This window comes from Halogeometricum sp. S1BR25-6, from assembly GCF_031624495.1.
GTDB classification, from domain to species: domain Archaea; phylum Halobacteriota; class Halobacteria; order Halobacteriales; family Haloferacaceae; genus Halogeometricum; species Halogeometricum salsisoli.
The window spans coordinates 1,490,763-1,517,006 of record NZ_JAMQOP010000001.1; the positions used below are offsets into that span (position 1 = coordinate 1,490,763).

Sequence of the window (26,244 nt, forward strand, 5' to 3'; positions counted from 1 at the left end):
CGGACGCGCATGAGCGAGTCGCTCTCTCTCCTCTTGACGAACGACGACGGCGTCGACAGCACCGGGTTTCGCGCGCTGTACGACGCCTTGGACGCCGTCGCCGACGTGACGGCCGTCGCGCCCGCGGACGACCAGAGCGCCGTCGGCCGGCAGTTATCGGCGGACGTGGACGTGGCCGAACACGAACTCGGCTACGTCGTGCACGGGACGCCCGCGGACTGCACCGTCGTCGGGTTGGAGGCGCTCTGTCCCGACGTGGACATGGTCGTCGCCGGGTGCAACAAGGGGGCGAACCTCGGCGCGTACGTCCTGGGTCGCTCGGGCACCGTCAGCGCCGCCGTCGAGGCGGCGTTCTTCGACGTGCCCGCCATCGCCGTCTCGATGTACGTCCCGCCGTCGGGCGACACGCCGTGGCGCGAGACGGCCGAGGACCCCGCGGACTACCGGCACGCGACGGCCGCGGCGGCGTACCTCGCCGACCGCGCCCCCGACGCGGGCGTCTTCGAGGAGGCGGAGTACCTGAACGTCAACGCGCCGATGGCGACGCCCGACGACGAGGGCCGCGCGCCCATCGAGGTGACGACGCCGTCGACGCTGTACGAGATGACCGCGCGGCACGATGAGGACGGACGCGTCACGCTTCACGACGGCGTCTGGGAGATGATGCGCAACGGCGACCTTCCGGACCCGGAGGGCACCGACCGCCGCGCCGTCGTCGAGGGGCGGGTGTCGGTGTCGCCGCTGACCGCGCCGCACACGACGATGCGACACGACGCGCTGGACACCCTGGCGGCCTCGTACCGGGACTGAAAAAAGCGGAGCCGACTGCGACCCGCCGCGACTCAGCGCGCGTTGCTCTCGGAGGCGCTCGGACCGCTCTCCGTCCGACCGCCGCGTCCCGTCCGGCCGTCCTCCGCGTCGGCCTCCGTCGTCAGGCCGTGGACGATTGCCTCGCCCGTCTCGCCGTCGAACAGGTGGACCATCGTCCGGTCGAGAACCACCCGGACGTGCTGTCCCTCCGCGGCGTCCGTGTCCATGCCCGGAATCGGGGGCATGCTCATGAGGAGCGCCGAGTCGCCCATCCCCGCGTCGCCCCCGCCGGCCTCGGCGTCGCCGCCCGCCTCCGCCTCCGTCTCCGCCGCGTCCGTCTCGCCGTCCGCGACGGCGGGTCCGGTCGCGCCGGTTCCCGTGCTCGTTCCAGTCTCCTCGTCCGACCCGCCGGTCAAGTCGCCGAACTCGGTGTAGACGTAGATGTCGTCACCGACGGGTTCGAGCACCGTCGTCGTCACGTCGATGGGCGAGGACGGTTCGCCGTCCATGTCGGCGGCGTCCGCGGCGCCGACCGGTCCGCCGTCGTCCTCGATGTCGGACCCCTCTGCGAGGTAGATGTCCTCGGGTCGGACGCCGACGGTGACGTTCGTTCCCGAGTCGACGCCGTCGAGGACCCCCTCGTCGACGTCGACGGAGAACTCGTCCGTTTCGACGCCGTTCTCCGTCACGCGCCCGTCGAGGAAGTTCATCGACGGCGACCCGATGAACCCCGCGACGAACTCGTTCGTCGGGCGGTAGTAGCAGGTCAGCGGCGCGGCGAACTGCTGGAGTTCCCCGCGGTTCATCACCGCGATGCGACTGGACATCGTCATCGCCTCCTCCTGGTTGTGCGTGACGTAGATGATGGTCGCGTCCAACTGCTTGTGGAGTTCCTGCAGTTTCGTCCGCATGTGGACGCGGAGTTTCGCGTCGAGGTTCGCCAGCGGTTCGTCCATCAGGAACACCTCGGGGTCGCGCACGATGGCGCGGGCGATGGCGACGCGCTGTCGCTGCCCGCCGGACATCTCGTCGGGCATCCGGTCGAGCATGCCGCTCATCTGGACGAGTTCGGCCGCCTCGTCGACGCGGCGGTCCACCTCCTCTTTCTCGAAGTCCCGCAGTCGGAGGCCGTACGAGATGTTGTCGTAGACGTCCATGTGCGGGAACAGCGCGATGTTCTGGAACACCATCGAGATGTCCCGGTCTTTCGGCGGCAGGTCCGACACCTCCCGGTCGTCGATGTAGAGGTTCCCCGAACTCGGTTCGGTGAGTCCGGCGACCATCTCGAGCGAGGTGGACTTGCCGCACCCCGAGGGGCCGACGAGCGTGACGAACTCGCCGTCCTTGATTTCGAGGTTCAGGTCGTCGACTGCCGTTACGTCCTCGTACTGTTTCGTGATGTTTTCGTAAGTTACGTCTCCCATTGTGTTACTCCTTGACGGCTCCGGCCGTCAGTCCGCTGACGATTTTCTCCTGTGCGACGACGACGAGGATGGCGATGGGGATGACCCCGAGGATGCTCGCCGCGGCCATGAGGTTGTACGACGTGGCGTAACGTCCCTGGTAGCTGAGCAGGCCCCAGACGATGGTCGCCCAGTTTTGGACCCGCCCGTCGGTCATCAGGAACGCGAAGAAGAACTCGTTGTAGACGCTGATGAACGTCAGCACGCCCGCCGTGGCGACGCCGGGCGCCGACAGCGGCATGATGACCTTGAACAGCGCGCCGAGTCGGGTGTTACCCTCGACGCGCGCGGCGTCCTCCAGGCCGTCCGGAATCTGGCTGTAGAACGTCGTGAGGATGAAGATGGACAGCGGCATGAACAGCGCCGTGTACGGCAGCACCATCGCTCCCGGCCCGTTGAACAGCATCGGACTGTTCACCGTGCCGATGCCGGGGAGGCTGAAGAACGTGATGTTCGCCGTGAACAACTCGAACAGCGGCAGCAGGAACGCCGCCGGCGGGAAGTACGAGATGGCGAGGAAGATGAGCATGAGCGGTCGGCGGCCGGGGAACTCGAAGCGCCCGAACGCGTAGCCCGCGAAACTCGCCAGCACCAGCACGACGGCCGTCGTGACGACGCCGATGATGAGGCTGTTGAGGATGTAGAGGTGGAACGGCACCTGCGTGAACACCGTCACGAACGCCTCGGGGTTGAACCCGTTCGGCAGCAGCCCCACGTCTATCATGTTCCCGCTCGGCGTCAGCGCCAGCACCGTCAGCCAGTAGAACGGGAACAGCGTGGTGAACAGGAACACCCCGGTGAGGACGTAGAACAGCGCCTTGTACGTCCGCTCGGGGTTCGAGATGGACCGGCTGGCCCACCGCTGAATCGCGTTTCCGTCTTCGGTGCTCATCTCAGATCCCCCCCGCGCCCTGCACGTCGGCGAACTTGACGATGTACACCGTCACCACCAGTCCGATGAGCGCCGCCGTGACGAACGCGACGGCGGCGGCGGCGGCGTACCGACTCGTGCTGAACGTCTGGACGACGAGACAGGACAGCGACGGCACCGTGTTGCACGAGGACACCGTCGTGATGAGACCGTAGACGCGCATCGCCCCGATGGTGCGGAACAGCATCGCCACGAGCACCGACGGGAGCACCAGCGGCAGCGTCACCGTCTTGAACGCCTCGAACTTCGAGGCGCCCGACACCTTCGCCACGTCGTACAGCGAGCGGTCGACGCTCTGCAGACCGGCGAGGATGATGAGCGCCATGAACGCCGACGTCTTCCACACGTCGGCGACGATGACGATGATGAGCGAGTCCACGCTGTTGGCCTGCGGCGTCGTCGAGAACAACCCCAACTGGTGGAGCGGTTCGACGAGGAAGCCGACCGTGGGCTGGAACAGCAGGTAGAAGATCATCCCCTGAATGACGATGGGGACGGCCCACGGGAGGATGATGGCGACGCGGACCCAGCGGCGCCCGCGGAAGTCCTGGTTCAGGATGAGCGCCTGCCCGAAGCCGATTATCGTCTCGAACAGGACGCTGACGACGGTGAAGATGAGCGTGACGGTGACGGCGCTGGTGAACGGTTGGGCCAAGTCGAGGAACGGCCGCGGGAGCGACGAGTTCAGTTCGCCCGTCAGGAGCATCACGTAGTTCGAGAACCCGACGAAGTCGCCTAGTCGCTCGGCGCCGTACAGCGAGTTGGCGTACAGCGACATCTGGAACGTCCGCGCCAGCGGCCAGAAGGCGATGACGGCGAAGATGAGGAGCGACGGCGCCAACAGCAGGTAGGCGAACTGCGTGTCGCTGAGGTTCTCCACCCAGCGCTGCCCGCTCTCGACGGGCGACAGCGAGGACCCGCTCTTCGACTGCGACTGCGACCCGCCGGTTTCGGCCGACATCCGGGGTCACCGTCCTCCCGCCGCGATTCGCGACTGGCTTCGTGACTCTTCGTCTCGCTTCGAGGCGTTCTCTATCTCGCGTATCTGCTGTGCTAACTGGTTCATCGCCCGTTGTGGTGCTTTGAGATCGGTGAAACTCGCGTTCGCCTGCTGCGCTATCTTCGACGATTCGGGGGGCCACGCGACGGTGACGGGTCGCGGGATGGAGTGCGCGATGGTGTACTTCAGCGTCTCCAGATACCGACCCATCACCGGCACCTGCTTCGCCCGCTGGGATTCGAACAGCGACCGGCGCGGCGGGAGGTACCCGAGCGTCTCGAACAGGAACAGTTGGAACCGCTCGTCGGTCATCGCCCGGAGCACCTCCTTCGCGGCCTCCGATTGCCCCGCGTTCGGGTTCAGCGCCATGTGCCACCCGCCGAGCGAGGAGACGGAGCCGCCGTAGCCGTCGAACTTGGCTTGCTCCTGCTTTACGCCGTACGGGATGGGCATCACGCCGAGGTCCGTTCCGAACGCGTCCTCCGCGCCGCTGATGGCGATGGCGTAGGGCCAGTTGCGGTGCGTGACGGCGTTGCCCGCGGCGAACGGCTTGCGGGAGGACTCCTCCTCCCACTGGAGCACCGTCCGCGGGGCGATGTCGCCCGTCACCGATTCGAGGGCGTGGTTCGCGTCGCCGTCGATGAACGTCCGGACCATCCGCGAGGCCTTGACGACGGGGTCGGAGTCGACCGTGACCGGGCGCTCGCCGACCGGGCCGAACAGGTTCTTCTTCGGGCCGAAGTACGACCCGCCCCACGTGCCGGTGAACTCGCGGAAGTCACAGCAGGACAGTCCCGCGTAGGCCTTGCCCTGGAAGGTGAACCCGAGTCTCGTGTCGGACTGCTCCCGCGTCTTCTTTGTCACCTCCGAGAACTTCTGCCAGGAGATGGGGTTCGTCGCCCAGCCCTCCTGGTCCGGGCTGTACCCCGCCTCCTTCACCAGGTCCTTCCGGTAGAGCATGGTCCCCGTCGTCGGGAACAGCGGAACCGCGTGCAGGTCCCCCTGCGCGTTCGCCGCCGTCTCCCGGAACGTCTGGAAGTAGTTCGATTTGACCATCTCGGCGACGTCGGGCATCACCTCCGTGAGGTTCGCCAGTTGGTCCCGGACGATGAACGGAATCGTCCACCCGCTGTCCATCATCAGGAGCGACGGCTGTTCGAGGTTCGCCGACAGCCACCGGTTGTACTGCTGTTGGCGGGCGCCGGTCGAGGCCGTCCCGGCGATGATCTCTATCGAGATTTCGTCGGGCATCCCGACCTCTTTGAGCTTCTGTTCCACCTGACCGGAGATGTTCTTCAGGTCGGTGTTGGCCGCGATCTGAACGGTGTTCGGGTCCGACTGCGCCCGGGCGATACAGCCGGCGACGCTGGACGCCGCGACGGCGCTCCCGGCGCCGACGGCTTTCACGAACCGCCGCCGACTGACGCTCGTCTCGCGGGTCATCGTGCAGTCCGTGCGGTTCGTGCGGTCCGTGCGGTCTCGGTGCGACGCGCTCGGCGGCGACGGTTCACCGACGGTCACCCCTGTCTGACGCGCGCGAAACGCCGTTCGGCGGGCGCCTCGGACGCTCTATGACCCCGTTCGCGGTCCCGCAACTATCCGTCGTCTGAAACGACATGCGTAGGCCGAGAATCCATAATCAATAATTGCTTGTGGCCGACCAGAGTGAAATAAACGTTTGAGCGAAAGAAACGACGGGGGGGTCGACGACTCGTCGCGTCGCCCGTTCGTTGATCGCCGCGTCTCCCGAGCAGAGAACGAGGAACGCCGCGAGACGGGGGTGAGCGGGCGTCAGCGGGCGTGTCTACGTCGAGAAGAGAGTAAGGCTGACGACCGAACGGACTCGACGGGAGTCAGACGACGGGGTCGCCGTCCTCGGCGCGCACGGCGCGTCGCTGGTCGGGAATCAGGTCGAGGGCGGGGTCCACGTCGCCGAGGACGAGGAGCGCGTAGTAGCGCAGGTAGGTCTGGACGGGCGCCTGTGCGAGGGCGGCGGCGGCGACGACCGCGAGGGCGTAGCAGAGGCCGAAGACGACGAGCGCCGCGATTCCGAGCGGTTCGGCGACGAAGACGAGCAGGGCGATTCCGAGCCCGAACAGGAGGCCGAAGGGGACGAGCAGCGCGAACGCCAGCACCGCGGTGACGACGGCGACGAGGAGGCCGCCGAAGAGCGAGAGGAAGAACCCGGCGACGACGTAGGCGAGGTACTGCGTCCACTGCGCCGGTATCGTCGGCCAGAGACGCCGCCAGCCGTCGAGGACGCCGCAGTCTTCGAGCAGCATTATCGGGACGACGAACGCGGTGGTGAACCCGTCGACCAGCGACACGACGACGGCGAGGACGACGAACACCGGGAGGAGCACGACCAGCAGTCCCAAGAGCGCGCCGCCGGTCGGAACGAATCCGGCGTCGAAGCCCAAGAGCGAGAGGGCGAACGGCGCCGCGAACAGGAGCACGGCGCCGAGGGTGAACAGCCCTAACACCACCCGGAACCCGAAGAGACGGGCGCCCTGCCGCCACCGCCTGCTCCAGTAGCGACGGACGGTTACCGTCCGGTTCCGGAGCGATTCGACGAAGACGAACTCCATCACCGACCCCACGAAGGAGAACGCGAGCGCCAAGAGTACGACGACGCCGACGATGCCGGCCGCGAGCAGCCACGCCCGCGGGCCGAAGTCGGCGGGCGGAACCGTTCCGGGACCGCCGCCGTTCCCGCCGGCGGAGTACTGGGACCCGCCGAAGTTCGCCCCGGGACCGCCGACGAACAGCGTGACGAGCGCCAGTTTGACCCACGTCGTGCGGTCAACGGGCGTGAGGAACGCCCGAGTCGCGTCCAACGCGTCGTCCACGTTGTCGAGTGCGTACAGAGCCATGTCCCTACTTGACGCTCGAACATCTTAGTATAACAACACTACTCTCGCACGGCGAGACTTTCCGACCGAGGAGCGGACGGCGCGGGAGGAGCGCCTCGCGGAGAGTGGCGCGTGGCGAGCGGTGAGCGGAAGAGGAGAGTACGACTCGGTCGACGACGGCGGCCTCGCGCGGGGTTAGTCCCCGTCCCCGCTCCTGCCCGCGCCCGCGCCGTCAGACGGTCCGTTTGAGTCGGTCGAATCCGCTCACCGGTCCGCGTCGTCGGCGTACGCTTCGAGGAACCCTCGAATCGCGGCGGTGACGTACTCGGGGTCGTCGAGGTTCGAGGCGTGGCCGGCGCCGGGCACCTCGTCTACCTCGACGGTCGGGACGTGCGCGGCGAAGCGCGCGGCGTGGAGTCTGACGAACGGGAGGTCGCGTTCGCCGTAGAGGACGAGCGTCGGCGCCGACACCGCCGAGAGGTCGACCGGCGGGTCGCGGGGTCGTGCCATCGACCGGACCACTTTCGCGAACTCCTCGGTTGCCATCCCCGGACCCGCCCCTCGGAGGCGTTCCACGCTTTCGTAGTCGCCGTCCACACCCGGGGAGAACCACGCGGTCAGGCGGACGTTCGCCCGTTCGACCCGTTCGAGACCGAAGAGCCGAACCGGCGGTACGAGGGCGCTCAGCAGGACGCGGCGCAGGAACCACTCGCCGCGGGAGCGGAACTCCGGGGCGAACGCGTCGACGAGCACCAGTCCGGCCACGTCGTCGGGGTACGCCGCCGCGTACGTCAGCGCGACCATCCCGCCCATCGAGAGTCCGCAGAGGACGGGATTTCGAATATCCAGTTCGCCGAGGAGGGCGCGCAGGTCCGCGACGTACAGGTCCACCGTGTACTCTGTCTCCGCGGACGGCCCCGTCCGGCCGTGCCCGCGCAGGTCGTACGCCACCGTGGCGTAGTCCGTCGAGAGCGCCTCGACCTGTTCGTCCCACACCGAGTGGTCGAGCATCGACGCGTGGACGAACACGACCGTCGGACCGTCACCCCGACGCTCGTAGTAGGTGTCGACCGCGTTCGCGCGAATCGTCGGCATGAGAGGAGAGAGGCGCTTCGAGGGGATGAACTCGCGCCCGGTGGGGAAACTCTGCAGGCGCGCGTCCGGTTCAGCGCTCGTCCCCGACCGCGCGGCGCGCGTAGAGGTACGCCGCCAGGAGTCCGATACCCGCGAGGAGGGCGCCGGTCTTCGGTCGGCGCTGGCGAACCGCGGTGTACAGGCTGGTGTCGCTGACGTGGCCGTCGTAGTCGCCTCGCTGTTCCAACTCGCCCGACGCTTCGTCGATGCCGTTCTCCCCCTGCGGACGCGGGGGTCGGTCGTTCCGCTGGAGGGGGAAGACCACCTTCTCCATCAGCGTGTCCATTACGCCGGGAGCGACGCGCCCGAGGACCGTCATCGCCTTCCCGCCGAAGCCGACGGTCACGTCGCGTTGGGAGTGCTCGGCGGCGTGCAGAATCGCCTCCGCGACCGCCTCGGGGGCGTACAGCGGCGGCGGAAGGCTCGCCTCCTCGTCCATGTGGTTCTTCGCGTGTTCGGGGTACGGCGTGTCTATCGCGCTCGGTTTCACGAGCGTCACCGATATCGGCGCGCCGTCGTCCGCGAGTTCCATGCGCAGCGTGTCGGTGAACGCCTTCACGGCGTGCTTCGACGCCGAATAGGCGCCCTGCAGTCCCAGCGCGCGCTCGGAGACGATGCTCCCGAGGTTGATTATCGCGCCGCCGTGATTCTCCAGGCGGTCCGCCGCTTCGAGCGACCCGTACAGCAGGCCCCAGACGTTCGTCTCGAACAGTCCCCGCATGTCCTCGACGGGCACGTCGCGCAGTTTGCCGTAGGCCGAGACGCCGGCGGCGTTCACCCACGTGTCGAATCCGCCGTACGCCTCCTCGGCGCGGTCGGCTATCTCGCGGACGTCGTCCCTGTCGCGGACGTCGGCGACGACGTACGTCGCCTCGCCGCCCTCGCTCGCTATCTCGTCGACCAGTTCCCGCAGGACGTCCTCGCTCCGCGCGGCGAGGACCAGACGGGCGCCGCGCTCCGCCGCCATTCGAGCCGTCGTCAACCCGATGCCGGACGTCGCGCCGGTGAGGACGACGACCTGTTCGTCGAGGGGTTTCAGGTCCGCGCTCATCGGACCTCACCCCCGTCTCCGGCGGGCGGCCCCGCGTTTGGAACGATAATCGAGCGATGCTCGGCGGTCGTCGCTGTCGTGCGTGTTATCGCCGTTCGAAACATGGTCTCTCGGCTCCCTCGGTCGAGCGTCAGAGCCGGGAGACGGTTAGTCTCGGGGGCCGCGTTCTCGAGGCATTTTTCCCTCGACGTCGGTACGCCCCCTCGAACCCGACGAGACGAGTCAGACGCCGAGTTCGTCCGCGAGGTCGCCGAACGTCTCGATGGTCAGGTCGGGGTCGGTCTCGTACGGCCCCCAGAGCGTGTCCTGCCGGTTGATCCAGACGCCCTGCATGCCGGCGTGGATGGCACCCGGCACGTCCCACCACCCCGCGGCCGTGAACGCGACGTTCTCCGTCGGCACGCCGATTCGCTCGGCGGCGTGGCGGTACAGGTCGGCCTCGGGTTTGAACCGCTCCACCTCGTCGGCGCTGACCGTGTCGGTGAGGTACTCCCCGAGGTTCCCGTGGTCGACCATCGAGTCGAGCATGTCCTCGCTGCCGTTCGAGACGATGTAGAGGTCGTAGCCCGCGTCGTCCAACCGCTCCATACCCTCGCGCACGTCGTCGAACACCGGCAGTTCGTGGTACGTCGAGAGCACGTCCTCGCGGTCGTCTTCCGAGAGGTCGACGCCCACCTCGTCGAGGGCGTACCGGAACGCGTGTCGATTCATGGCGTAGAAGGAGTCGTACTCCTCGATGGCGTTGCCCACCATCGCGTACTGCAGCGAGCGCTCCCGCCAGAGCTTCGATACCTCCTCGGCGCGGTCAGTGTACTCGGACAGCGGTCCCTCGACCGCCGTGACGTCGACGACCGTTCCGTACGAGTCGAACGCGACCGCCTCCACCGCGTCGGAATCGAACGACATGAGTGAGTTGCGGGGACACGGAGCGAAGTAGCTTGGGGCCTCGGCCGCGGACCCGTCCGCGATGCCGGTCCGCGCGTTTCCCGTCGGCAGTCGCGACATCCGTCCGTCGTATCGACAGATGCAACGGCGCAGAGCGCGTAGACCGCCCCGTGCCGTCATCCGAACCCGCCTCGTGGACGGACCCGGCGTACGTCTCGACGGTCGTCGGCGTCGTCGCCGCGGGAGCGCTGGTGTTCTACGCCGCTTCGGCCGGAACCGGTCTCACCGTGTGAGAGGTCGTCTCCGTGCTCCTCGCGGTGACGCTCCCGGCGACGGTCGCCTACGAACTCGCTCGGCGGATGTGAGGGATGTGAACGGGCCGTCGGGCATCACTCTCCTGCCGTCCCGCATTCGACTACGAGGACGAACTCGGGCAAGGCGTCGCACGTTCCCGCTCGACGGGTGAAGCCCGCCCGGACGCTGCTTGTCTGTGCGGAGCGTACCCGGAACCATACCAGTCGTACAGTGCAACGGGACCGACCCGTATTACGAGGACCGAGGAGAGGGACCACCGGTCGTGTTTTCACACGGCGTCCGCGGACGCGGCTCCGAGTCCGTTGACGAACCCCGAGAGTCGACCCTTAAAAAGCGTTCGACGGATACACAGGACTTCGATCGGACCGACGGGGGGCCGCGACCGAGAATCCGAGGACGATTCCCTGAAGTAGGATGCCGATTGTCGTCGTCGTTGATACGCATCACCTCGCCGCGATCGGAAGCGGCTCTCAGGTAAAGCTGCTCCGATGGTGTGGTGTATGCTATCTGCTCTCTCGCTGTTCGACCTTGTTCAAGTAGCTGAAATCCGTGGCAGATCTCCGGCAAATCAACGGTGGTTCGATTGTTCAAATACCCGAAATCGGTCGGCAGAAGCGACCCCGCAGGTCGATATTTAAACGATCTCGTTCCGCGGGACTGTCTGCAGGTCGTCTTGGACGGCTTCGTTATCGAAGTAGTCATCCGGGAGAGGTGGTCGCCGCCGAGATTCCCGCTACAGCCGAGTTCGACAGGTCCGGCCCCGAGACGGAAACGTACTCAAGCATTTCGTCGAGCGATTGATCGCCGAAGACATCGGCGAGGTTCCGACGTTCGTACAGAGTCCACGACGACCGCCCGAGTGAAATTGCGGGTCGTCTCAGGTCCCAGTGGGCCCCGCTCCGCGGCGCGCGCGTCTGGCTCGCTCATCTATCGGGTCTTCGAGGTCGCCCATGACCTCCTCGAAGGCGTCCGTCGAGGTTAGGAGACCGACGATTTCGCCGTCCTCGGAGACGAGCGCGAGTTCCTGGTTTTCCGTCTGGAAGCGGTCGACGGCGTCGCTGACCCCCTCCTTGGCCGGGAGCGTCATCGGCGACTCGGCGAGGTCTTCGATATCGATGTCGCCGCTCATGAGGTCCTCGAAATTGTTCGTGATCGCCGGGAGATAGACGATGCCGCGGAAGTCGTCCACGTCCTCGCCGACCAGCGGGTAGCGAGAGTGAGAGTGTTCCTCGACGAGCGCGAGGTTCTCCTCGGGGGTGTTCTCGGTCGAGAGGGCGACGATCTCCTCGCGCGGCACCATGATCCCCTCTATCGGGATGTCGCCGACGGCCAGCGCGTTCATCACCTCCTGCCGGCGTTCTGCGGAAACGTTTCCGGCGTCGAGAGTCGAGCCGAAGCGCTTGTAGAGACCCGCACGTCCCTGCATGACGTCCTCCTCGGTTTCGAGCCACGCGCCGGTCATCTCGACGCCGAACAGCGAAAGCGTCCACTTCGCCAACCCGTCTCCGAACTGGATGACCGGCCAGATGGCCCGCGTCCACCAGTACAGCGGCGTCGCGCAGTACTGACAGACCAGTTTCGATCGCTCGACGCCGAGGTAGGTAGGGGTCTGCTCGCCGTGGGTGAGATGAACGAGGTTGACGATGAGGAACGCGAGGATGGCCCCCGCGCCGATAGACGCGAGAACCGTCCCGCCGAACAGCGGCTCGAAGATGGCCGTGAGCGCGGGTTCGGCGACGATACCGACCGCGATGCTCGAGAACGTGATTCCTATCTGACAGCTGGTCAGGTAGATCTCCAATTTCTGCGTCATCTCCCAGGCGCGTTCGAGACCGGGTTCCATGAACTCCGATTCGGAGTACTGTCGGGCGCGGGTCAGCGCGAACTCGATGGCGACGAAGAACCCGTTGGCGAGAATGAGCAACAGACCGGCGGTGAGCCTGATGAACATCTCGAACGCAGTCATCGGCATGATAAATCACGTGAATGGCGACACGGAAAAGCAGTTTGCCCGCGAACTGATTTTTCGTGCCACGACGAACGCCGTTTTCACGGGTGTGTCAAGCCGGGTCGCTTCGAGAGTCTAGTCCCGATGCGTCGTTCCCGCGTCGTTCGCGCTGGTAGACGTCGATGGGGTCTTCGAGTCCGCCCATCACTTCCTCGAAGGCGTCCGTCGAGGTGAGCAGGCCGACGACCCGCCCCTCCTCGGTGACGAGTGCGAGCTCTTGGTCTTCCGTCTGGAAGCGGTCGATGGCGTCGCTGATTTCCTCGTCGGCCGGCAGTGTCATCGGCGACTCGGCGAGGTCTTCGATGTCGATATCGCCGTTTTTGAACGCCTCGAACTGGTTCGTGATCGCCGCGAGGTAGACGATCCCTCGGAAGTCGTCCACGTCCTCGCCGACCAGCGGAAAGCGGAGATACGGGTGCTCCTCGATGACCGCGAGGTTCTCCTCGGGGGTGTTCTCGGTCGAGAGCGCGGCGATTTCCTCGCGCGGCACCATGCTGTCACGGATGGGTATTTCCTCGACCGCCAACGCGTTCATCACCTCCTGACGACGCTCTTCGGGAATCTCGCTGTCGTCGAGTATCGAACCGAGCTCTCGGTGGAGGTCCGTCCGCCCCTCGATTTCCTCGCCTTCGGATTCGAGCCACGCGCCGGTCATCTCGATGCCGAACAGCGAGAGCGTCCACTTCGCCACCCAGTCACCGAAGCGGAGAATCGGTCGAATGACCCACGTGAACCAGTACAGCGGCGTCGCACAGTACCGACAGACCTGTTTCGAGCGCTCGACGCCGAGGTAGGTGGGGGCCTGTTCGCCGTAGATCTTGTGTACGAGGCTCACGATGATGTACGCCAAGATCACGCTCGCACCGATGGACGCGAGACCCGTTCCGCCGAATACCGGTTCGAACATCGCCGCGAGCGCGGGTTCGGCGACGATACCCAGCGCGATGCTGCAGGCGGTGATACCGACCTGACACCCGGTGAGATAGATTTCGAGGTCCTCGGTCATCTTCCAGGCGCGTTCGAGACCGGCCTCCATGAACTCCGATTCGGGATACTGCCGGACGCGAGTCAGCGCGAACTCGATGGTGACGAAGAACCCGTTGGCGAGAATCAACGCGGCACCCGCGACGAGACGCAGGAGTATTTCGGGTGCTTGCATTCAGTATGGGTCCGCCAAGACGGCGTCGAGGCAAAAGCATGGGGGCCAAACGGACACATCGTCGGATGGACAGATGTCCGCATCAGGCGTCGGCGACATCGCGGACGACCTCACCGAAGCGCTCGACCAAGAAGCCGAAGAAGCGCTCAGTCAAGCCGAGCAGGTGGCCGACGAAGCCGGAGTCTCGTACGAACGAGCCGTTCTCGAAGGATTTGCGGAGGACGCAATATCTCAGTACAGCGCCGACAACGGGGTCGACCTCATTGTGATCGGAGAGAGCGATGACTCGACGTTCGCGGAACAACTCTTCGGGAGCACGACGGAGGACGTCCTCGAATCGGTGACGACCTCGGTTTTAGTTGCTCGGGAATGAGCCACAGTCGGAGAATCCACCGTTGTCGCGCCAGTCCGCCAGAGAACCATTCACTGGAATCTCAACGGTTCGTCGGGGGAGCGGAAACGGTGAACACACGCGGCGGTACGCGGTCCTTAGGTACCACGCTGCATCCGCTTCGTCGTGATCCCCACCGATAGATAGACTCGTGAGCGTCTTGCCAGCGTCTGAGACGACGATAGGACGGCGTCACCGTTCCCCGATTTAGGAGAGAAAGTGCAGCTATCGGAAGAGAGGTTTGCTATCAGAAAGCCCATAGAAGCCCTGAAACAGTCTAATCCGGCTACCTGTTCTCTCGCTGTTCGACCCTGTTCAGGCAGCTACAATCCGTGCCACACGTTCCTGATTTGAAGTGTTCTATTAAACCCAGAACTATCGAAATCCGAGTACAGAAGCGACAAGAGGACATCATATTTGAATAAAAAATCGTCACTGGTGGTCAGCTTCAATTGCTGCTGCAAGGTGTCTACCGTTTTGACAGACGATTCACCAAGCTAGTTCCAACGTACTATCTATCTGCCCCGTCTATTTGGTTCCCTTCTTCCCACGACTGAAAGTAGTTGAAAGCATGGCAAAGATGATGGGAACAAGGAAAATTGCGACCTCAGAGGTATCCCTCGGGAATCTACGAACAGATCAAAACGGGGGACAGACTTGTATTTTGGGAGATTCGTTTCCAATTCTTGCGGTTCGGAACCGGCCTCCACGCCCGAGTCGAAGCCACCGGACGTGTTGCTTTATCTCGGATCGAGTCATCCGTCCTCGCGTTGCTGTCGAAGCGTACTCTTCGCACGCTTGACGTAGGAGTTAGACGACCAACTGCGAGCCTCACTCATCGCGGCCAACAACCCCTCGGCAGCGTCGGATGAGAGCGCGCCGTTGCGAACCAGTGCGGTGAGCAGGCTGGGTGTCGTCACGAGGCGGGTCTCGGTCAGCGAGGCGTGGACGAGCGCAAGTCGATTGAACTCGTCACAGAGCAGTTGCGCGGCCTCTACCTCGTTCGCCAGCGTGACCGCCGCGTTCTCGCCATCGTCCAGCGGGAACGTCTCGTCCAGTTCGACGGAACGAGTCTCGAACGCAGAGCGTCGGTCGAGAACCGCCTGTGCCGCCTCACCGGATGCGTCGTCGTAGGAGGCCGTCTCGGTGAGGTCGTCGACGACCTGTTTTGGGACGACCACGGTGTGCGAATCGAGGAGGAGGTCGAGTGGGTTCGGTGAGTCGTCCGCCACCGTCCCGAGGCTCACGAGGGCGGACGTGTCGGCGACGAGCAGCACCATCTACGAGTCGGCCAACTCCTCCGCGACCTCGTCCACGAACTCGTCGGTCAGTTGCGCTTTCAGCAGTCGGAAGTTGGCGGCCTCCTCGTGCCCGACGAGGTCCTTCAACTCCTCGAACGTGATGTCGTCGTCGTAGTAGGCGTCCGCAATCTCCTGTTTCACCTCGTCGGAGTGCGCGGCGTCCCGAAGGTACTCTCGAAGCGCGGAGATGAGGATGTCCGTCCGGTCCGTCTCGAACACCGCCGCGAGCGCGTCGGCCCGGTCCACCAGCCCTCTCGGTGCGCGGAACTGCACGCGCTTCTTCTCGGACCCTGAGCTCATATGTGTACAATGTGAGTGCAGGAGCAAAATGCTTGTCCTCTCGCCGCTACCTCATCCTTTGGAGCCAGCGAGAGGCGAGATAGTGTATTTCATCGACTCCGAATGGAAAGCGTAGCTGCCGGAAGAAGAATCTACGCACATGCCGGCCATAGAAGCCCTGGAACAGACGATTTCGGCTACCTATTTTCTCTTTGCTCGACTTTGTTCAACTCGATGAGCAGGCGGAAGATGGCCTTCACGAGGTTCGAGTCCACGTCGAACCGCTCTGCGTTCTCGCCGGCGCGGTCCATCACGACGTCCTCCTGTCCCTCGTCGGTCGTCGGCAGGTCGCGCTCGTCTTTTACCTGCGCCACCGTGTCGGCGACGTACGTCCGCCGGGCGATGAGTTCGACGATTTCGTGGTCGATGTCGGCTATCTCCCCGCGGAGTTCGTCGAGCGTCATGTCGTCGGCTCGTTTCGTTAGCTGGTCGTTCTTCGGCGTGTCGGTCTCTGTGTCTCGTGTCATCGTACGCGTGCTCCGTCGTTCCGTGTCGTCGTCCGCCACGTCTCGCCGTCTCGTTCGGCCCATCGGTCGCGAACTCTCCCCAAGGGGTCGTCGGCGGCGTCCCGGTCGGCGACGGCGACGACGCTCGGACCGGTGCCGGAGAGGGAGACGCCCGCGGCGTGCGGCATCGCCTCGACGGCGGGGTCGGCGGAGAACCCGAGCGCCGCCGAGAACGCGAGGCCGTTGACCGTCATCGCCTCGGCGTATCGCCCTTCTAACGCTAATTCGGCGACGAGTTCGGCCATCGGGGCGACGTTCGCGCAGGCCGCCGCGTCGGCGTCGGCGCTGTAGGCGCGCTCCTCGGGCGTCCAGACGAGCACGTCCCACTCGACGGGGTCCCGCGAGAGCAGTTCGTCCCCGTCGTTGTTCGTCACCGTCGCGCCGCCGAGCATCGACGCGGAGGCGTCGTCGAACGCTCCGGTGACGGTGACGCCAGCGTCGCGGGCGGCCCGCACGCCGAGTCGACACGCCTCCGTTCTATCCGGGTCCGCGCCGAGGGCGTCCGCCGTCGCCAGCACCGTCGCGTTCGCGGCGGCGCTGGAACTCTTCAGACCGGCGGCCATCGGCACGTCGCTCTCCGTGCGGACCGTTCCGCCGTACTCCCGTTCCTCCTCGCCGTACCGCTCGGCCGCGAGTTCGACGCACCGCTCGATGAGGCGGGTATCGGCGTCGACGTCCTCCGCGACGGACCCGGTGACCGCCCCGGAGTCGTCGAGTTCGACGGTGGCGCTCGTCTCGGCGTCGATGGCGAAGGCCGACCCGAACCCCGTCGAGAGGGCGTTCAGAATCGTCCCCGCTCCGAGTGCGACTGCGCGGCCGTGCATACCTGTACGGAATCGAGCGGAGGCAAAGGTGTAGCGGTCTCCGCCGTATTGGCCGGCGGGCGGAACGAGAGCGGGTCGGGGTCGGGCGGAGTCGAGCGGACTCGGGCCGACCGTCGGTATCGCGCATCTTTTCACCGTACCCGCGCAACGCGGAGACATGAGCGCGCGAAACGACGTGGCGCCGAGCACCCTCGGCGTCGAACTGCTCGACCACGGCGTGCAGGTCGAGTACCTCGACGGCCGGACGACCCTCTACCGCGGCGTGCCGGAGGCGGTCACCGGGACGCTCACCACCGCGCCGGGCAGGGAGACGCACGTCCTCGTGACCGACCCCACCGAGACGGAGGGCGTGATGATGTACGTGAACGACCTGAAAACCGACGACGACATCCTCGAAGCCAGCGGCGTCGGTCGGGTCGTCCTCGACGCGGACGAGGAGGAGGAACTGTTCCCGGGCGTCCGCGTCCGCCGGACGAAGAGCATGCGCACCGAAATCGAGGCCGACCCGGAGGTGGCCCGCGGCCGCGTGTTCGTCTTCGAGGAGGACGACTGGGCGGAAACCTCCTACGAGTTCGTGACCGACGCCGAAAACGAAGGCGAAAGCGAAAGCGAGTGATGGCGCTCCGAAAGCGCTGGAAGCCGCTGGAACGGAAGACCGTCGGGTCGGTCCCCGACGCCTACGGCGTCGTCGAGTTCGGAGACGGCGACGGGGACGTGCTCCGCGCCGCCGCGGGCTTCCTGCCCGACGAACTCCGCGAGGAACTCTCCTATGGGGAGGCCGCGCAGGTGCGCTGGAAGCGCGCGCAGTCGCGCGACCACGCCGAACGACTGCTCGAAGAGTTGTAACGTAGTTTCCGACCCCTCACTGCAGATACGAGGGGGTGTCGTCCTCGCCGTCGCAGTTCTCCTCGTGCGTCTCGGCGTCTGACTCCGAGTCGAACAGCATTTCGCACTCCTCACACCGGTACCACGTCGTTCCGTCCCTCTGCGTCGTGGAGACCATACGGAGTGATGTGCTATCGCGACCCATAACGTTTCTGCCGGACGGGAGGGCGACCGGCGACCGGCCAACCGTTCGCGCAGGCCGTCGGGCAAGGGTAAAGACCGGGGCACCCCAAGCCGGTGGTATGCCAGACGACGAGGGCCTCGAACTCACCGTCCGCGGCGCGGAGAAGCGAGACGCCGGCCGCGGCATCGCCCGCCTCCCCGAGTCCGCGCGCCAGCGTCTCGGCGTCCTCAGCGGCGACACCGTCGTCGTCGAGGGCGGCCGCGAGACGGTGGCGAAAGTGTGGCCCGCCGGCGGCGGCACGCCGGACGGCGTCGTCCTCGTCGACGCCGACACGCGCGCCAACGCCGACGCGAAAATCGGCGAGACGGTGCGGATTCGGAAAGTGGACGTCGACGACGCGCGGTCGGTGACGCTGTCGATGCCCGACGGCGTGGCGTTCACCGACGACGACCGCGCGGTCGAACTCATCAAGCGGGCGATACAGGACCGGCCCATCCAGTCGGGCGGGCAGATTCGCTTCGAGACGCTGAGTTCGGACCCGTTCGTCGTCGAGGAGACGAACCCCGACGGGATGGTCCGCGTCACGTCCTCGACGAAGCTTCGACTCTCGAAGGAGGGGACCGTCAGCCGCGTCGTCACCAGCGTCTCGGGCGGCGACGAGGAGGAGTCGGACAAGCCGACCGGCGTCACTTACGAGGACATCGGCGGCCTCGACGAGGAGTTAGACCTCGTCCGCGAGATGATCGAACTCCCCCTCTCGGAACCGGAGGTGTTCGCCCACCTCGGCGTCGACCCGCCGAAGGGTGTGCTCCTGCACGGCCCGCCGGGCACCGGGAAGACGCTCATCGCCAAGGCCGTCGCCACCGAGGTGGACGCGACGTTCATCACCATCTCCGGCCCGGAGATCATGTCGAAGTACAAGGGCGAGTCGGAGGAGAAACTCCGAGAGAAGTTCGAGGAGGCCCGCGAGAACGCGCCGGCCATCGTCTTCTTCGACGAGATAGACTCCATCGCGGGCAAGCGCGAGGACGGCGGCGACGTCGAGAACCGCGTCGTCGGCCAACTGCTCTCGCTCATGGACGGCCTCGCCGCCCGCGGCGACGTCATCGTCATCGGCGCGACGAACAGGGTCGACTCCTTGGACCCCGCCCTGCGCCGCGGCGGCCGGTTCGACCGCGAGATAGAGATAGGGGTCCCGAACGAACAGGGCCGGCGCGAGATTCTCGAAGTGCACACCCGTCGGATGCCCCTCGCGGAGGGCGTGGACGTCGACCGCCTCGCCGCGCGAACCCACGGCTTCGTCGGGGCCGACCTCGAATCCCTGACGAAGGAGGCGGCGATGACCGCCCTGCGGCGCGCCCGTCGCGGCGGGAGCGGCGAGAAAATCGAGTTCTCCGAGTTGGAGGTGACCCGCGAGGACTTCGAGGCGGCGATGGCGAGCGTCGAACCCTCCGCGATGCGCGAGTACGTCGCCGAGGCGCCGACGACGACGTTCGACGACGTCGGCGGGTTGGAGGAGGCGAAACGCACCCTCGAACGGAGCGTGACGTGGCCGCTCACCTACGCGCCCCTGTTCGAGGCGGCGAACACGACGCCGCCCTCCGGGGTCCTCCTGCACGGGCCGCCGGGCACCGGAAAGACGCTGCTGGCGCGGGCCATCGCGGGCGAGAGCGGCGTGAACTTCATCCACGTCGCCGGCCCCGAGTTGCTGGACCGGTACGTCGGCGAGTCCGAGAAGTCCGTGAGAGAGGTGTTCGAGCGCGCGCGGCAGGCCGCCCCGGCCATCGTCTTCTTCGACGAGATAGACGCCATCGCCGCCAACCGCGACGCGATGGGGTCGGACTCCGGCGTCGGCGAACGCGTCGTCTCGCAACTGCTGACCGAGTTGGACCGACTGGCGGACAACCCGAATGTCGTCGTCCTCTCGGCGACGAACCGGAAAGACGCCCTCGACCCCGCGCTCCTCAGACCGGGTCGGTTGGAGTCGCACGTCCTCGTCCCCGCGCCGGACGTGGACGCCCGGCGGGCGATTCTCGGCGTCCACACCCGCGAGAAACCGCTCGCCGACGGCGTGGACTTGGACGAACTCGCCGCGCACATGGACGGCCTCTCCGGCGCCGACATCCAGGCCGTCTGCCGCGAGGCGACGATGCGCGCAATCGAGGAGGTGGCGGAGGCCTACGACGGCGAGGAGGCGAACGAGCACGCCGACGAGATTCGCGTCACGCAGGCGCACTTCGACGCCGCACTCGACGTCGTCCTCGACGCCGCCGAGGAGTAGCCGCCTCTCCAGACAGTCTCGACGGCCGCAGTACGAGTTTATCGAACCGTCCCGCTATTGTGAGTCATGGGCTCGTGGCACACGAACAGCGGTGACCGACCGTGAGCACCTCCGGGTGGCGACGTCGCGTCCGAAACGAGTGGGGGCAGTTGACCGGCGGTCCGCTCTCGGCGACGTGGTGGGTCGCTCGGGGAGCGTTCCGCGTCGTCTTCACGGAGTTCATCTTCATGCTCCTGTTGCTCCTGAACACCCGACCCGACGTGCTGGAGGGCGTCGCCGCCGGGACGGCGCCGTGGTGGACGATTCCGGTCGCAATCGCGACGACGCCGCTCCTCCTCGGCGTCTTCCTCCTCGTCGCCGCCGTCGCGTTCGCCCTGCCGTTCCTCCCGCGGCGCGACCCGTCACGGCCGGGCGCGTGGCGCTGAGTCTACTTTTCCAGTCGCGCTCTGAAGTAGCCGAACGCTCCGGGGTACGTCGTCTCCGCGACGGACCACGGCGTCCCCTCGCAGGCGTCGCCGAGTCTGTCGGGTAAAACCGTCCGGAACTCCAATCGTGGCCCGACCAGGTCGCGCTTTCGGTACTCCACGCGGAACCGACGGCGGCCGACCCCCTCTTCGTCCGTCGGGCGGTGGCCGTGCGACTCCTCGACTCGGCCGGGGTCGTAGGAGTCGACCCACGCCCCGCCCGTCGCCGTCGTGACCCGCGCGAGTTCTCGGAGAAAGTCGCAGAGTTCCGATTCCGACCGCGCCAGCGTCGCCTGCGTGCCGTTCACCAGCGCCGTCTCGAACTGGTTTTCGGAGACGGGCGGGCGGAACATATCCGCGACGAAGGCGTCGACGCCGCGGGCGCGGGCGGTTCGCACTGCCAGCGGACTCGCGTCGAAGGCGGCGACGCGGCCGCGGAGGGAGACGACTCTGGCGTAGTTGCCGGCCCCGCACCCGACGTCCAAGAGCGGCGTCGCCAGTCCGTCGACGAACGCCCTCGTCTCGGCGGGCCACGCGGCGTACGGCGCGAAGTAGAACTCCTCGACGTTCGCGTTCCACACCTCCCCCGTCTCGGGGTCGCGGTGGACGCACGACCCGTCGTACCTGTCGCGGAGGAAATCCCACATCGCCGCGCCGAGGGCGTCGTCCGGCATGGTTGAGGCGTCGGATGGAGGGAAGATAAATCGACCGCGGGTTCGTGAGACGGTGTCGTCGTCCGTCCCCGGACCGACACCTCGCGGTCCGCGAACGACACCGCTCGCCACGGGTCCGGCTCAGTCCCAGAACGCCTGCGTCCGGGCGTACTGCCGCTCCTGTTCGAGGATGTCGCGGTAGAAGTCGTCCTCGTCCTCGCGGAGTTTGCCGATGACGCGCGCGGCCGTCTGCGGGCCGACCCCGCGGGCGGCGAGGGCGACGACTGCCTTGTGACCGTGGCTCTGGACCAGACTCGCCGACTTGTACGCGCGGCGTTTCAGTCGCTCCTGCTCCTCGTCGGGGTCGGGCGCGCGCACGGCTTTCACCGTCTCGTCGTCCCACGGGTTCAGACAGGCGATTCGCGTCGCGCCGCACTCGGGGCACTCGGGTTGGTCGCGGACGCGCCGCACCTTTCTCGTGGTTTTCCAGTCCGTGCAGTGCAGACACAGCAGGATGACCCGGTCGTTCTGGATGCGTTCGCGGACGGCCTGAATCACGCTCGCGTCGGCGTTCTCGGGGACGAGGAGGTCCCGGCCGCTGGACCGGCCGTCGATGCCGATGGGCGTCCGTTCGCGCGCCGTCTCCAAGGCCACCTCGCCGTCCTGAATCCTCTCTAACAAATCGGCCGTCTCCGGCACCGCGAGGTCGACGTGGAACACCTCGCGCACGGCCTCGTCGTAGACGGGCGTGTCCTCCAGCGCCGCCAGCAGTCGGTCGCCGCCGAAGCGCTTGTTCCCCTGATACCGCTTGAGCGCGCCGAACTTCGCGGCCACCTGCGCGAGGGTGAACTTGAGCGACTCGGAGTGTTTTAAGGCGAGTTCGAGGACGCCCTCGACGTGTTCGGGGTCGGTCGTCTCTAATACCTCCGTAAAGTCGTGGACGGAGGCGTTCGGCGGCACCTCGAACTCGACTCGGTACGCGTCGGTCTCGATGCCGACCGACGACCCGGTGCGCTGGCCGACGAGGGCGGCCAGCATCCGCCCGAGCGTCTCGTTCACCCGGTGGCCGTACGGGGAGTTGAGGACGACTTTCCTTCCTTGGCCCTCGACGACCAGTCTATCGGCCGTCGGCACCGGCAACCCGGCCTCCACCTGCCGCTCGGTCGGCTTCAGCGACTCCGAGACGGTCCGTTCGTCGGTCGGGTATCTGCGGAGGAAGTCGCGGGCGACGGCGGCGCGGTCGCCGCCCATCTCGAACTGTCTGGCGGCGGTGTCTCGAATCTCTCCTACCTCGCCCGCGACGTGCGCGGGGACGGGAATCTCCGACCCGGTCCACGACGGCACCTCGCCGCCGGGGTCCTCGATGGGCGTGACGTTCACCTCCGCCTCGTCGTCGTCGATGTCGTTGATGCGCCACATCTCGCCGCGTTGGATGAACGACGCGCCCGGTTCGGCGAAGTTGACGACGAACCGCTCGTCGAGCGTGCCGATCTGCCCTCTGGAAGACATGTCGTAGACGTCGTACGTCTCCTCGTCGGGTATCATCGAGAGGTTGGCGTAGAAGTACTGCCACGTCCCGCCCGACTTCTCCAGGACGTCCTTCTCCTCGTCCATCCAGAGCAGGCGGTTGCCCGAGAGCTCTCTCACTATCTCGCGGAACGTCTCTTCGCCCAAGTCGCGGAACGGGTACGCCGCCGTTATCAGCTCGTACGTCTCTCTGGCCGACACCTCGCCGTAGTCCATGACGACGCCGACGATTTGATTCGCCACCGTATCGAGGCTGGCGTGGTGGATGCGCGCGGGTTCGACCTCCCCCGCTTCGGCCTTCCGCGCGATGGCGAGGGCCTCGTGCGTGTCGTCGGCCGAGGAGGTGACGACGGTCCCGCGGGAGGTCTGGTCGCGGCGGTGGCCCGCGCGGCCGACTCGCTGGAGGAGTCGGGACACCTCGCGCGGACTGCCGTACTGGACGACGTGGTCCACCCGTCCGACGTCGATGCCGAGTTCCATCGAGGAGGTGCAGATGAGGCCGTCCAACTCGCCGGATTTGAACCGGTCTTCCACGTCGATGCGCACGTCCTTCGAGAGCGACCCGTGGTGGACCTCCACGGGCGCGTCGAGCGCTTTGAAGCGCGAGCCGAGGGCCTCCGCGGTCTGCCTGGTGTTGACGAAGACCAGCGTGGACTCGTTCTCGCGGACGACGTCGCGGATGACCCGGACGTGACTCGCCATCTCGTCCTCGGAGGCCAGCCTCCCCGCTAACTCTTGGTCCTCGCGAGTTATCTCGGGGTGGACGACGGTGAACTCCACCTTACTCCCGGCGTCGACCTCCACGATTTCGAACGCCCGGTCGCCGGTGAGGAACTTTCCCACTTCTTCGGGCGACCCGACCGTCGCGGAGAGGCCGACGCGCTGGAACGGTCCGGCGAGGGCGCGGAGGCGCTCTAATCCGATCGTCAACTGCGCGCCGCGCTTGGCCGAGGCGAGTTCGTGCACCTCGTCGACGACGACGTGGCGCACGTCCGACAGCGCCTTCCGGAGCTTCTTCCCCGTCAGCATCGCCTGCAGCGTCTCCGGCGTCGTCACCAGCACGTCCGGCGGGTCGTTCGCCTGCTTCTGTCGCTGGTACTGCGTGGTGTCGCCGTGGCGGACGTCCACCTCGATATCGAGTTCCTCGCCCCACCAGTCGAGACGCTCCCGCATGTCGCGGTTGAGGGCGCGAAGCGGCGTGATGTACAGCGCCGAGATGCCCGCTCGGTCCTCGGCGTCGGCTTCGACGATGGCGTCCAGGACCGGCAGCATCGCCGTCTCCGTCTTCCCCGTCCCCGTCGGAGCGAGGACGAGGGCGTTCTTTCCGGCGGCTATCGGCGGAATCGCCCGTCGCTGCGGCTCGGTGGGTGTCGTGAAGCCCCGTTCGGAGAGCGCCGCGCGGACCGTCTCGCCGAGCGTCGTGAACGCGTCCATACCCTGCGCGGCCGTCGCGTCTCCCATCGGCACTGCTAACGGCGCGAACGGATTAAGCGCACCGCCCGTCGCCTCGGATTCGCTCCCCGGCAGTTACCTCGTCGGCGGACGAAGCGGTCGTCGTGAATCCCTCCTCCCGGACCCGCCCCACCCCGGCCCTCGCGTACTCGCTCTCCCACCTCGTCTTCGGCGTCACGAGCCTCGCTAACGGCCTGCTGTCGTACGCTGAGTGGGAGACGGTCGCGTCGGCATTCTTCACCCTCGGCGGCGGCGGAATCGTCGCCCTCGTCGCCTACGAGACGGTCGTTCCGGCGCCTCCGAGACCCCTCAAGAGTGGGGTCCGCTCGTCTACGCGACGGCGCTGGTGGCGCTCCTGTTCCTCCTCGGTACCGTCTGGCAGTACCTTTGAGCCCCATTCGCGGCTCCTTTCTCGCTGTCCTTTCGACGGTCCGTCACGTCCCGAATACGCATGTCCTGCCCCTCGTTCGTTGAAATTACGCTCGTGAGAGCTTGTTCATTCGTTCACTCGAATGAAATATAATAAATCTGCCACCACAGTCATAAGGAGCTACGCCTAGCGGGAAAATATGAAGCGGTCACGGTGGTCCCCGGGCTCGTGGACGCACGTGTTCACGCTGCGCCAACGCGTCGTCTCCGCGGTGGAGGTACTGGAGGAACCGCGGAGCGCCGAGTACCTCGCCGTCCTCGCGGACGGGACGCAGGCCGAGACGCAGGAGACGCTCGACCGACTGGTCGACGAGGGCGTCGTCCGAGTCGACGGCGACGGGTACGAGATGAACCCGTCGGGGTCGGTGCGCCGTTCCGAGGTCCGGCGCGGCGGCGTCGAACCGAGCGAATTGGACTCCGAGACGCTCGCCCGTATCGAGGCCGCGGTCCGGGAGGCCGAGGGGTTCGACTCCGACCGCCCGTACGCGGAGTTGACCGAGTTCGAGAAAGGCCGTCTGGAGGGGTACTCGACCGTTCTGTCGATGCTCTCCGAGTTGCGGGCCGGAACCGAAGGAGAGGGGACGGACGAGGGCGGACCCGACCGGAGCGACCGGTCGCCGGCGAACTGACCGTTGGGAATCGCGCTCCCGTGACCCTCGCGCGGTCACACGGACCGATACGGCCCGAGTCGCGTCCCGTCCAGTAGGTACGCGTCCGCGTCGAACACGCCCTCCGGGAGGAACGGCGAGAGAAAGTCCTGCCCCTCGACGTTCACCCACGTCCCGCCCGAGCGGTCGTTAAACGCCGGGAAAACGACGAGTTCGGGCGACTTCCAGTCGAGGTCGGTCACCTCCAGTCCCAACTGCGCCGCGAACGGGTCGGGGTTCATCGGCCCGCGAAGCCACGCGCGCTCTTTTCGGCCGCCGCCGACGCTGTCTTCGAGTCGTACGGCGGGGTGTTCGTGCGCCGCGCAGACCACCTCGCTCTCGACGACGTCGCGCGCCGGCCACGTGTGGCCGTGGACGAAGCCGACGCGGCCGAGTCTGACGCCCCCGGCGTCGGTCACGTCGAGTCGGTCGCCGAACGCCTCCGCGATGCCGCCGTCGTGGTTGCCGCGGACGAGCGTCACCGGCACCTCGCTCGTAATTCGGTCGACGAACGTCTCCAACTCCTCGGTTTCGTCGCCGCGGGGGTTGCCGATACGGTGGCCCAAGTCCCCCAAGACGACCAGTCGGTCCGGGTCGGTCTCGTCCAGCAATCGGGCGAGGCGGGCGAGGCGGACGTCGGCGTCGCTGGCCAACTCGACGCCGCGTTCGTAGCGCAGGCCCGCCTCGATGCCCGCGTGGTAGTCCGCGACGACGAGGGCTCTGTCCCCGCCGGCGTCGGGACCGAGGCGCGCGACGGCCGCCGGGTCGCCGGGGATGGGTTCGACTATCGGTCCGTCGCGTCGGCGCACCATC

At 66.7% G+C, this 26,244-nt stretch carries 26 protein-coding genes; 8 read left to right on the forward strand and 18 right to left on the reverse strand.

Annotation, left to right across the window (positions count from 1 at the left end; genetic code table 11):
* Positions 1 to 9 precede the first annotated feature (9 nt).
* Complete coding sequence (gene surE / locus NDI76_RS07820; RefSeq protein WP_310923440.1) at positions 10 to 810, forward strand: 5'/3'-nucleotidase SurE; 801 nt, start codon at positions 10 to 12, stop codon at positions 808 to 810.
* A gap of 32 nt (positions 811 to 842) precedes the next feature.
* Here surE and NDI76_RS07825 read toward each other — a convergent pair whose 3' ends face one another.
* The 8 genes from NDI76_RS07825 to NDI76_RS07860 form a co-directional block, all read right to left on the reverse strand.
* Positions 843 to 2,234 (reverse strand): ABC transporter ATP-binding protein, encoded by a 1,392-nt coding sequence (locus NDI76_RS07825; RefSeq protein WP_310923441.1) that lies wholly within the window; start codon positions 2,232 to 2,234, stop codon positions 843 to 845.
* A gap of 4 nt (positions 2,235 to 2,238) precedes the next feature.
* Positions 2,239 to 3,165 carry a carbohydrate ABC transporter permease gene (locus NDI76_RS07830; RefSeq protein WP_310923442.1) on the reverse strand — a complete coding sequence of 309 codons (927 nt, stop codon included), beginning with the start codon at positions 3,163 to 3,165 and terminating at the stop codon, positions 2,239 to 2,241.
* A 1-nt stretch (position 3,166) separates the two neighbouring features.
* Entirely contained in the window at positions 3,167 to 4,165 is a 999-nt protein-coding gene (locus NDI76_RS07835; protein ID WP_425498337.1) for a carbohydrate ABC transporter permease, read from the reverse strand.
* Between the two features lie 6 nt (positions 4,166 to 4,171).
* Positions 4,172 to 5,647 (reverse strand): extracellular solute-binding protein, encoded by a 1,476-nt coding sequence (locus NDI76_RS07840; protein WP_310923443.1) that lies wholly within the window; start codon positions 5,645 to 5,647, stop codon positions 4,172 to 4,174.
* A 410-nt stretch (positions 5,648 to 6,057) separates the two neighbouring features.
* The gene (locus NDI76_RS07845; protein WP_310923444.1) at positions 6,058 to 7,077 is read right to left on the reverse strand and encodes a DUF7544 domain-containing protein; all 1,020 of its coding nucleotides are present in this window, start codon (positions 7,075 to 7,077) and stop codon (positions 6,058 to 6,060) included.
* Positions 7,078 to 7,320: 243 nt separating this feature from the next.
* Positions 7,321 to 8,151, reverse strand: coding sequence for an alpha/beta fold hydrolase (locus NDI76_RS07850; protein ID WP_310923445.1), 831 nt, complete (start codon positions 8,149 to 8,151; stop codon positions 7,321 to 7,323).
* A 70-nt stretch (positions 8,152 to 8,221) separates the two neighbouring features.
* Complete coding sequence (locus NDI76_RS07855) at positions 8,222 to 9,241, reverse strand: SDR family oxidoreductase (protein WP_310923446.1); 1,020 nt, start codon at positions 9,239 to 9,241, stop codon at positions 8,222 to 8,224.
* 222 nt (positions 9,242 to 9,463) lie between these two features.
* Positions 9,464 to 10,147, reverse strand: a complete 684-nt coding sequence (locus NDI76_RS07860; protein WP_310923447.1) for a haloacid dehalogenase type II — start codon at positions 10,145 to 10,147, stop codon at positions 9,464 to 9,466.
* 149 nt (positions 10,148 to 10,296) lie between these two features.
* Between NDI76_RS07860 and NDI76_RS07865 the strand changes: the two genes are divergently transcribed.
* A complete protein-coding gene (locus NDI76_RS07865; RefSeq protein ID WP_310923448.1) occupies positions 10,297 to 10,419 on the forward strand; it encodes a hypothetical protein in 123 nt (40 codons plus the stop codon).
* A gap of 899 nt (positions 10,420 to 11,318) precedes the next feature.
* Here the strand turns inward: NDI76_RS07865 and NDI76_RS07870 are convergent.
* On the reverse strand, positions 11,319 to 12,407 hold the full coding sequence (locus NDI76_RS07870) for a CNNM domain-containing protein (RefSeq protein WP_310923890.1): 1,089 nt from the start codon (positions 12,405 to 12,407) through the stop codon (positions 11,319 to 11,321).
* Positions 12,408 to 12,501: 94 nt separating this feature from the next.
* Positions 12,502 to 13,608: a CNNM domain-containing protein gene (locus NDI76_RS07875; protein ID WP_310923449.1), complete on the reverse strand. Its 1,107-nt coding sequence runs from the start codon at positions 13,606 to 13,608 to the stop codon at positions 12,502 to 12,504.
* Positions 13,609 to 13,681: 73 nt separating this feature from the next.
* Here NDI76_RS07875 and NDI76_RS07880 point away from each other — a divergent pair, with 73 nt between their 5' ends.
* Positions 13,682 to 13,981, forward strand: a complete 300-nt coding sequence (locus NDI76_RS07880; RefSeq protein WP_310923450.1) for a universal stress protein — start codon at positions 13,682 to 13,684, stop codon at positions 13,979 to 13,981.
* A 773-nt stretch (positions 13,982 to 14,754) separates the two neighbouring features.
* On the opposite strand, the gene NDI76_RS07885 is transcribed toward NDI76_RS07880, so the two are convergent.
* From NDI76_RS07885 to NDI76_RS07900, 4 genes are all read right to left on the reverse strand, one after another.
* Positions 14,755 to 15,279 carry a PIN domain-containing protein gene (locus tag NDI76_RS07885; protein WP_310923451.1) on the reverse strand — a complete coding sequence of 175 codons (525 nt, stop codon included), beginning with the start codon at positions 15,277 to 15,279 and terminating at the stop codon, positions 14,755 to 14,757.
* The gene (locus NDI76_RS07890; protein ID WP_310923452.1) at positions 15,280 to 15,600 is read right to left on the reverse strand and encodes a hypothetical protein; all 321 of its coding nucleotides are present in this window, start codon (positions 15,598 to 15,600) and stop codon (positions 15,280 to 15,282) included.
* Positions 15,601 to 15,776: 176 nt separating this feature from the next.
* A complete protein-coding gene (locus NDI76_RS07895) occupies positions 15,777 to 16,106 on the reverse strand; it encodes a chorismate mutase (RefSeq protein ID WP_310923453.1) in 330 nt (109 codons plus the stop codon).
* Positions 16,103 to 16,969, reverse strand: a complete 867-nt coding sequence (locus NDI76_RS07900; RefSeq protein ID WP_310923454.1) for a shikimate kinase — start codon at positions 16,967 to 16,969, stop codon at positions 16,103 to 16,105. Before NDI76_RS07900 ends, NDI76_RS07895 begins: the two co-directional genes overlap by 4 nt.
* A gap of 157 nt (positions 16,970 to 17,126) precedes the next feature.
* Between NDI76_RS07900 and NDI76_RS07905 the strand changes: the two genes are divergently transcribed.
* Both NDI76_RS07905 and NDI76_RS07910 read left to right on the forward strand, forming a co-directional pair.
* Positions 17,127 to 17,585, forward strand: a complete 459-nt coding sequence (locus NDI76_RS07905; protein ID WP_310923455.1) for a DUF5796 family protein — start codon at positions 17,127 to 17,129, stop codon at positions 17,583 to 17,585.
* Complete coding sequence (locus tag NDI76_RS07910) at positions 17,585 to 17,815, forward strand: DUF7508 domain-containing protein (RefSeq protein WP_310923456.1); 231 nt, start codon at positions 17,585 to 17,587, stop codon at positions 17,813 to 17,815. The genes NDI76_RS07905 and NDI76_RS07910 overlap by 1 nt, the downstream gene beginning before the upstream one ends.
* A gap of 16 nt (positions 17,816 to 17,831) precedes the next feature.
* On the opposite strand, the gene NDI76_RS07915 is transcribed toward NDI76_RS07910, so the two are convergent.
* Positions 17,832 to 17,972, reverse strand: coding sequence for a DUF7128 family protein (locus NDI76_RS07915; RefSeq protein ID WP_310923457.1), 141 nt, complete (start codon positions 17,970 to 17,972; stop codon positions 17,832 to 17,834).
* A gap of 124 nt (positions 17,973 to 18,096) precedes the next feature.
* Here NDI76_RS07915 and NDI76_RS07920 point away from each other — a divergent pair, with 124 nt between their 5' ends.
* A complete protein-coding gene (locus NDI76_RS07920) occupies positions 18,097 to 20,259 on the forward strand; it encodes a CDC48 family AAA ATPase (protein ID WP_310923458.1) in 2,163 nt (720 codons plus the stop codon).
* Between the two features lie 101 nt (positions 20,260 to 20,360).
* On the forward strand, positions 20,361 to 20,684 hold the full coding sequence (locus NDI76_RS07925) for a hypothetical protein (protein WP_310923459.1): 324 nt from the start codon (positions 20,361 to 20,363) through the stop codon (positions 20,682 to 20,684).
* Between the two features lie 2 nt (positions 20,685 to 20,686).
* On the opposite strand, the gene NDI76_RS07930 is transcribed toward NDI76_RS07925, so the two are convergent.
* Positions 20,687 to 21,397 (reverse strand): class I SAM-dependent methyltransferase, encoded by a 711-nt coding sequence (locus NDI76_RS07930; RefSeq protein ID WP_310923460.1) that lies wholly within the window; start codon positions 21,395 to 21,397, stop codon positions 20,687 to 20,689.
* 120 nt (positions 21,398 to 21,517) lie between these two features.
* Positions 21,518 to 24,364, reverse strand: a complete 2,847-nt coding sequence (locus NDI76_RS07935; RefSeq protein ID WP_310923461.1) for a DEAD/DEAH box helicase — start codon at positions 24,362 to 24,364, stop codon at positions 21,518 to 21,520.
* 560 nt (positions 24,365 to 24,924) lie between these two features.
* Between NDI76_RS07935 and NDI76_RS07940 the strand changes: the two genes are divergently transcribed.
* Positions 24,925 to 25,413 carry a hypothetical protein gene (locus NDI76_RS07940; RefSeq protein WP_310923462.1) on the forward strand — a complete coding sequence of 163 codons (489 nt, stop codon included), beginning with the start codon at positions 24,925 to 24,927 and terminating at the stop codon, positions 25,411 to 25,413.
* A 35-nt stretch (positions 25,414 to 25,448) separates the two neighbouring features.
* Here the strand turns inward: NDI76_RS07940 and NDI76_RS07945 are convergent, their stop codons facing one another.
* Positions 25,449 to 26,243, reverse strand: a complete 795-nt coding sequence (locus NDI76_RS07945) for a metallophosphoesterase (RefSeq protein ID WP_310923463.1) — start codon at positions 26,241 to 26,243, stop codon at positions 25,449 to 25,451.
* Between the last annotated feature and the right edge of the window lies 1 nt (position 26,244).

Bases quoted from the DNA above. Each gene is read 5' to 3' on its own strand.
- NDI76_RS07835 (WP_425498337.1), bottom strand. From the start codon at position 4,165: ATGTCGGCCGAAACCGGCGGGTCGCAGTCGCAGTCGAAGAGCGGGTCC.
- NDI76_RS07930 (WP_310923460.1), bottom strand. From the start codon at position 21,397: ATGCCGGACGACGCCCTCGGCGCGGCGATGTGGGATTTCCTCCGCGAC.
- NDI76_RS07850 (WP_310923445.1), bottom strand. From the start codon at position 8,151: ATGCCGACGATTCGCGCGAACGCGGTCGACACCTACTACGAGCGTCGG.
- NDI76_RS07830 (WP_310923442.1), bottom strand. From the start codon at position 3,165: ATGAGCACCGAAGACGGAAACGCGATTCAGCGGTGGGCCAGCCGGTCC.
- NDI76_RS07825 (WP_310923441.1), bottom strand. From the start codon at position 2,234: ATGGGAGACGTAACTTACGAAAACATCACGAAACAGTACGAGGACGTA.
- NDI76_RS07860 (WP_310923447.1), bottom strand. From the start codon at position 10,147: ATGTCGTTCGATTCCGACGCGGTGGAGGCGGTCGCGTTCGACTCGTAC.
- NDI76_RS07920 (WP_310923458.1), top strand. From the start codon at position 18,097: ATGCCAGACGACGAGGGCCTCGAACTCACCGTCCGCGGCGCGGAGAAG.
- surE (WP_310923440.1), top strand. From the start codon at position 10: ATGAGCGAGTCGCTCTCTCTCCTCTTGACGAACGACGACGGCGTCGAC.
- NDI76_RS07905 (WP_310923455.1), top strand. From the start codon at position 17,127: ATGAGCGCGCGAAACGACGTGGCGCCGAGCACCCTCGGCGTCGAACTG.
- NDI76_RS07845 (WP_310923444.1), bottom strand. From the start codon at position 7,077: ATGGCTCTGTACGCACTCGACAACGTGGACGACGCGTTGGACGCGACT.
- NDI76_RS07945 (WP_310923463.1), bottom strand. From the start codon at position 26,243: ATGGTGCGCCGACGCGACGGACCGATAGTCGAACCCATCCCCGGCGAC.
- NDI76_RS07940 (WP_310923462.1), top strand. From the start codon at position 24,925: ATGAAGCGGTCACGGTGGTCCCCGGGCTCGTGGACGCACGTGTTCACG.
- NDI76_RS07875 (WP_310923449.1), bottom strand. From the start codon at position 13,608: ATGCAAGCACCCGAAATACTCCTGCGTCTCGTCGCGGGTGCCGCGTTG.
- NDI76_RS07915 (WP_310923457.1), bottom strand. From the start codon at position 17,972: ATGGTCTCCACGACGCAGAGGGACGGAACGACGTGGTACCGGTGTGAG.
- NDI76_RS07885 (WP_310923451.1), bottom strand. From the start codon at position 15,279: ATGGTGCTGCTCGTCGCCGACACGTCCGCCCTCGTGAGCCTCGGGACG.
- NDI76_RS07890 (WP_310923452.1), bottom strand. From the start codon at position 15,600: ATGAGCTCAGGGTCCGAGAAGAAGCGCGTGCAGTTCCGCGCACCGAGA.
- NDI76_RS07880 (WP_310923450.1), top strand. From the start codon at position 13,682: ATGTCCGCATCAGGCGTCGGCGACATCGCGGACGACCTCACCGAAGCG.
- NDI76_RS07935 (WP_310923461.1), bottom strand. From the start codon at position 24,364: ATGGGAGACGCGACGGCCGCGCAGGGTATGGACGCGTTCACGACGCTC.
- NDI76_RS07870 (WP_310923890.1), bottom strand. From the start codon at position 12,407: ATGACTGCGTTCGAGATGTTCATCAGGCTCACCGCCGGTCTGTTGCTC.
- NDI76_RS07900 (WP_310923454.1), bottom strand. From the start codon at position 16,969: ATGCACGGCCGCGCAGTCGCACTCGGAGCGGGGACGATTCTGAACGCC.
- NDI76_RS07840 (WP_310923443.1), bottom strand. From the start codon at position 5,647: ATGACCCGCGAGACGAGCGTCAGTCGGCGGCGGTTCGTGAAAGCCGTC.
- NDI76_RS07855 (WP_310923446.1), bottom strand. From the start codon at position 9,241: ATGAGCGCGGACCTGAAACCCCTCGACGAACAGGTCGTCGTCCTCACC.
- NDI76_RS07895 (WP_310923453.1), bottom strand. From the start codon at position 16,106: ATGACACGAGACACAGAGACCGACACGCCGAAGAACGACCAGCTAACG.
- NDI76_RS07910 (WP_310923456.1), top strand. From the start codon at position 17,585: ATGGCGCTCCGAAAGCGCTGGAAGCCGCTGGAACGGAAGACCGTCGGG.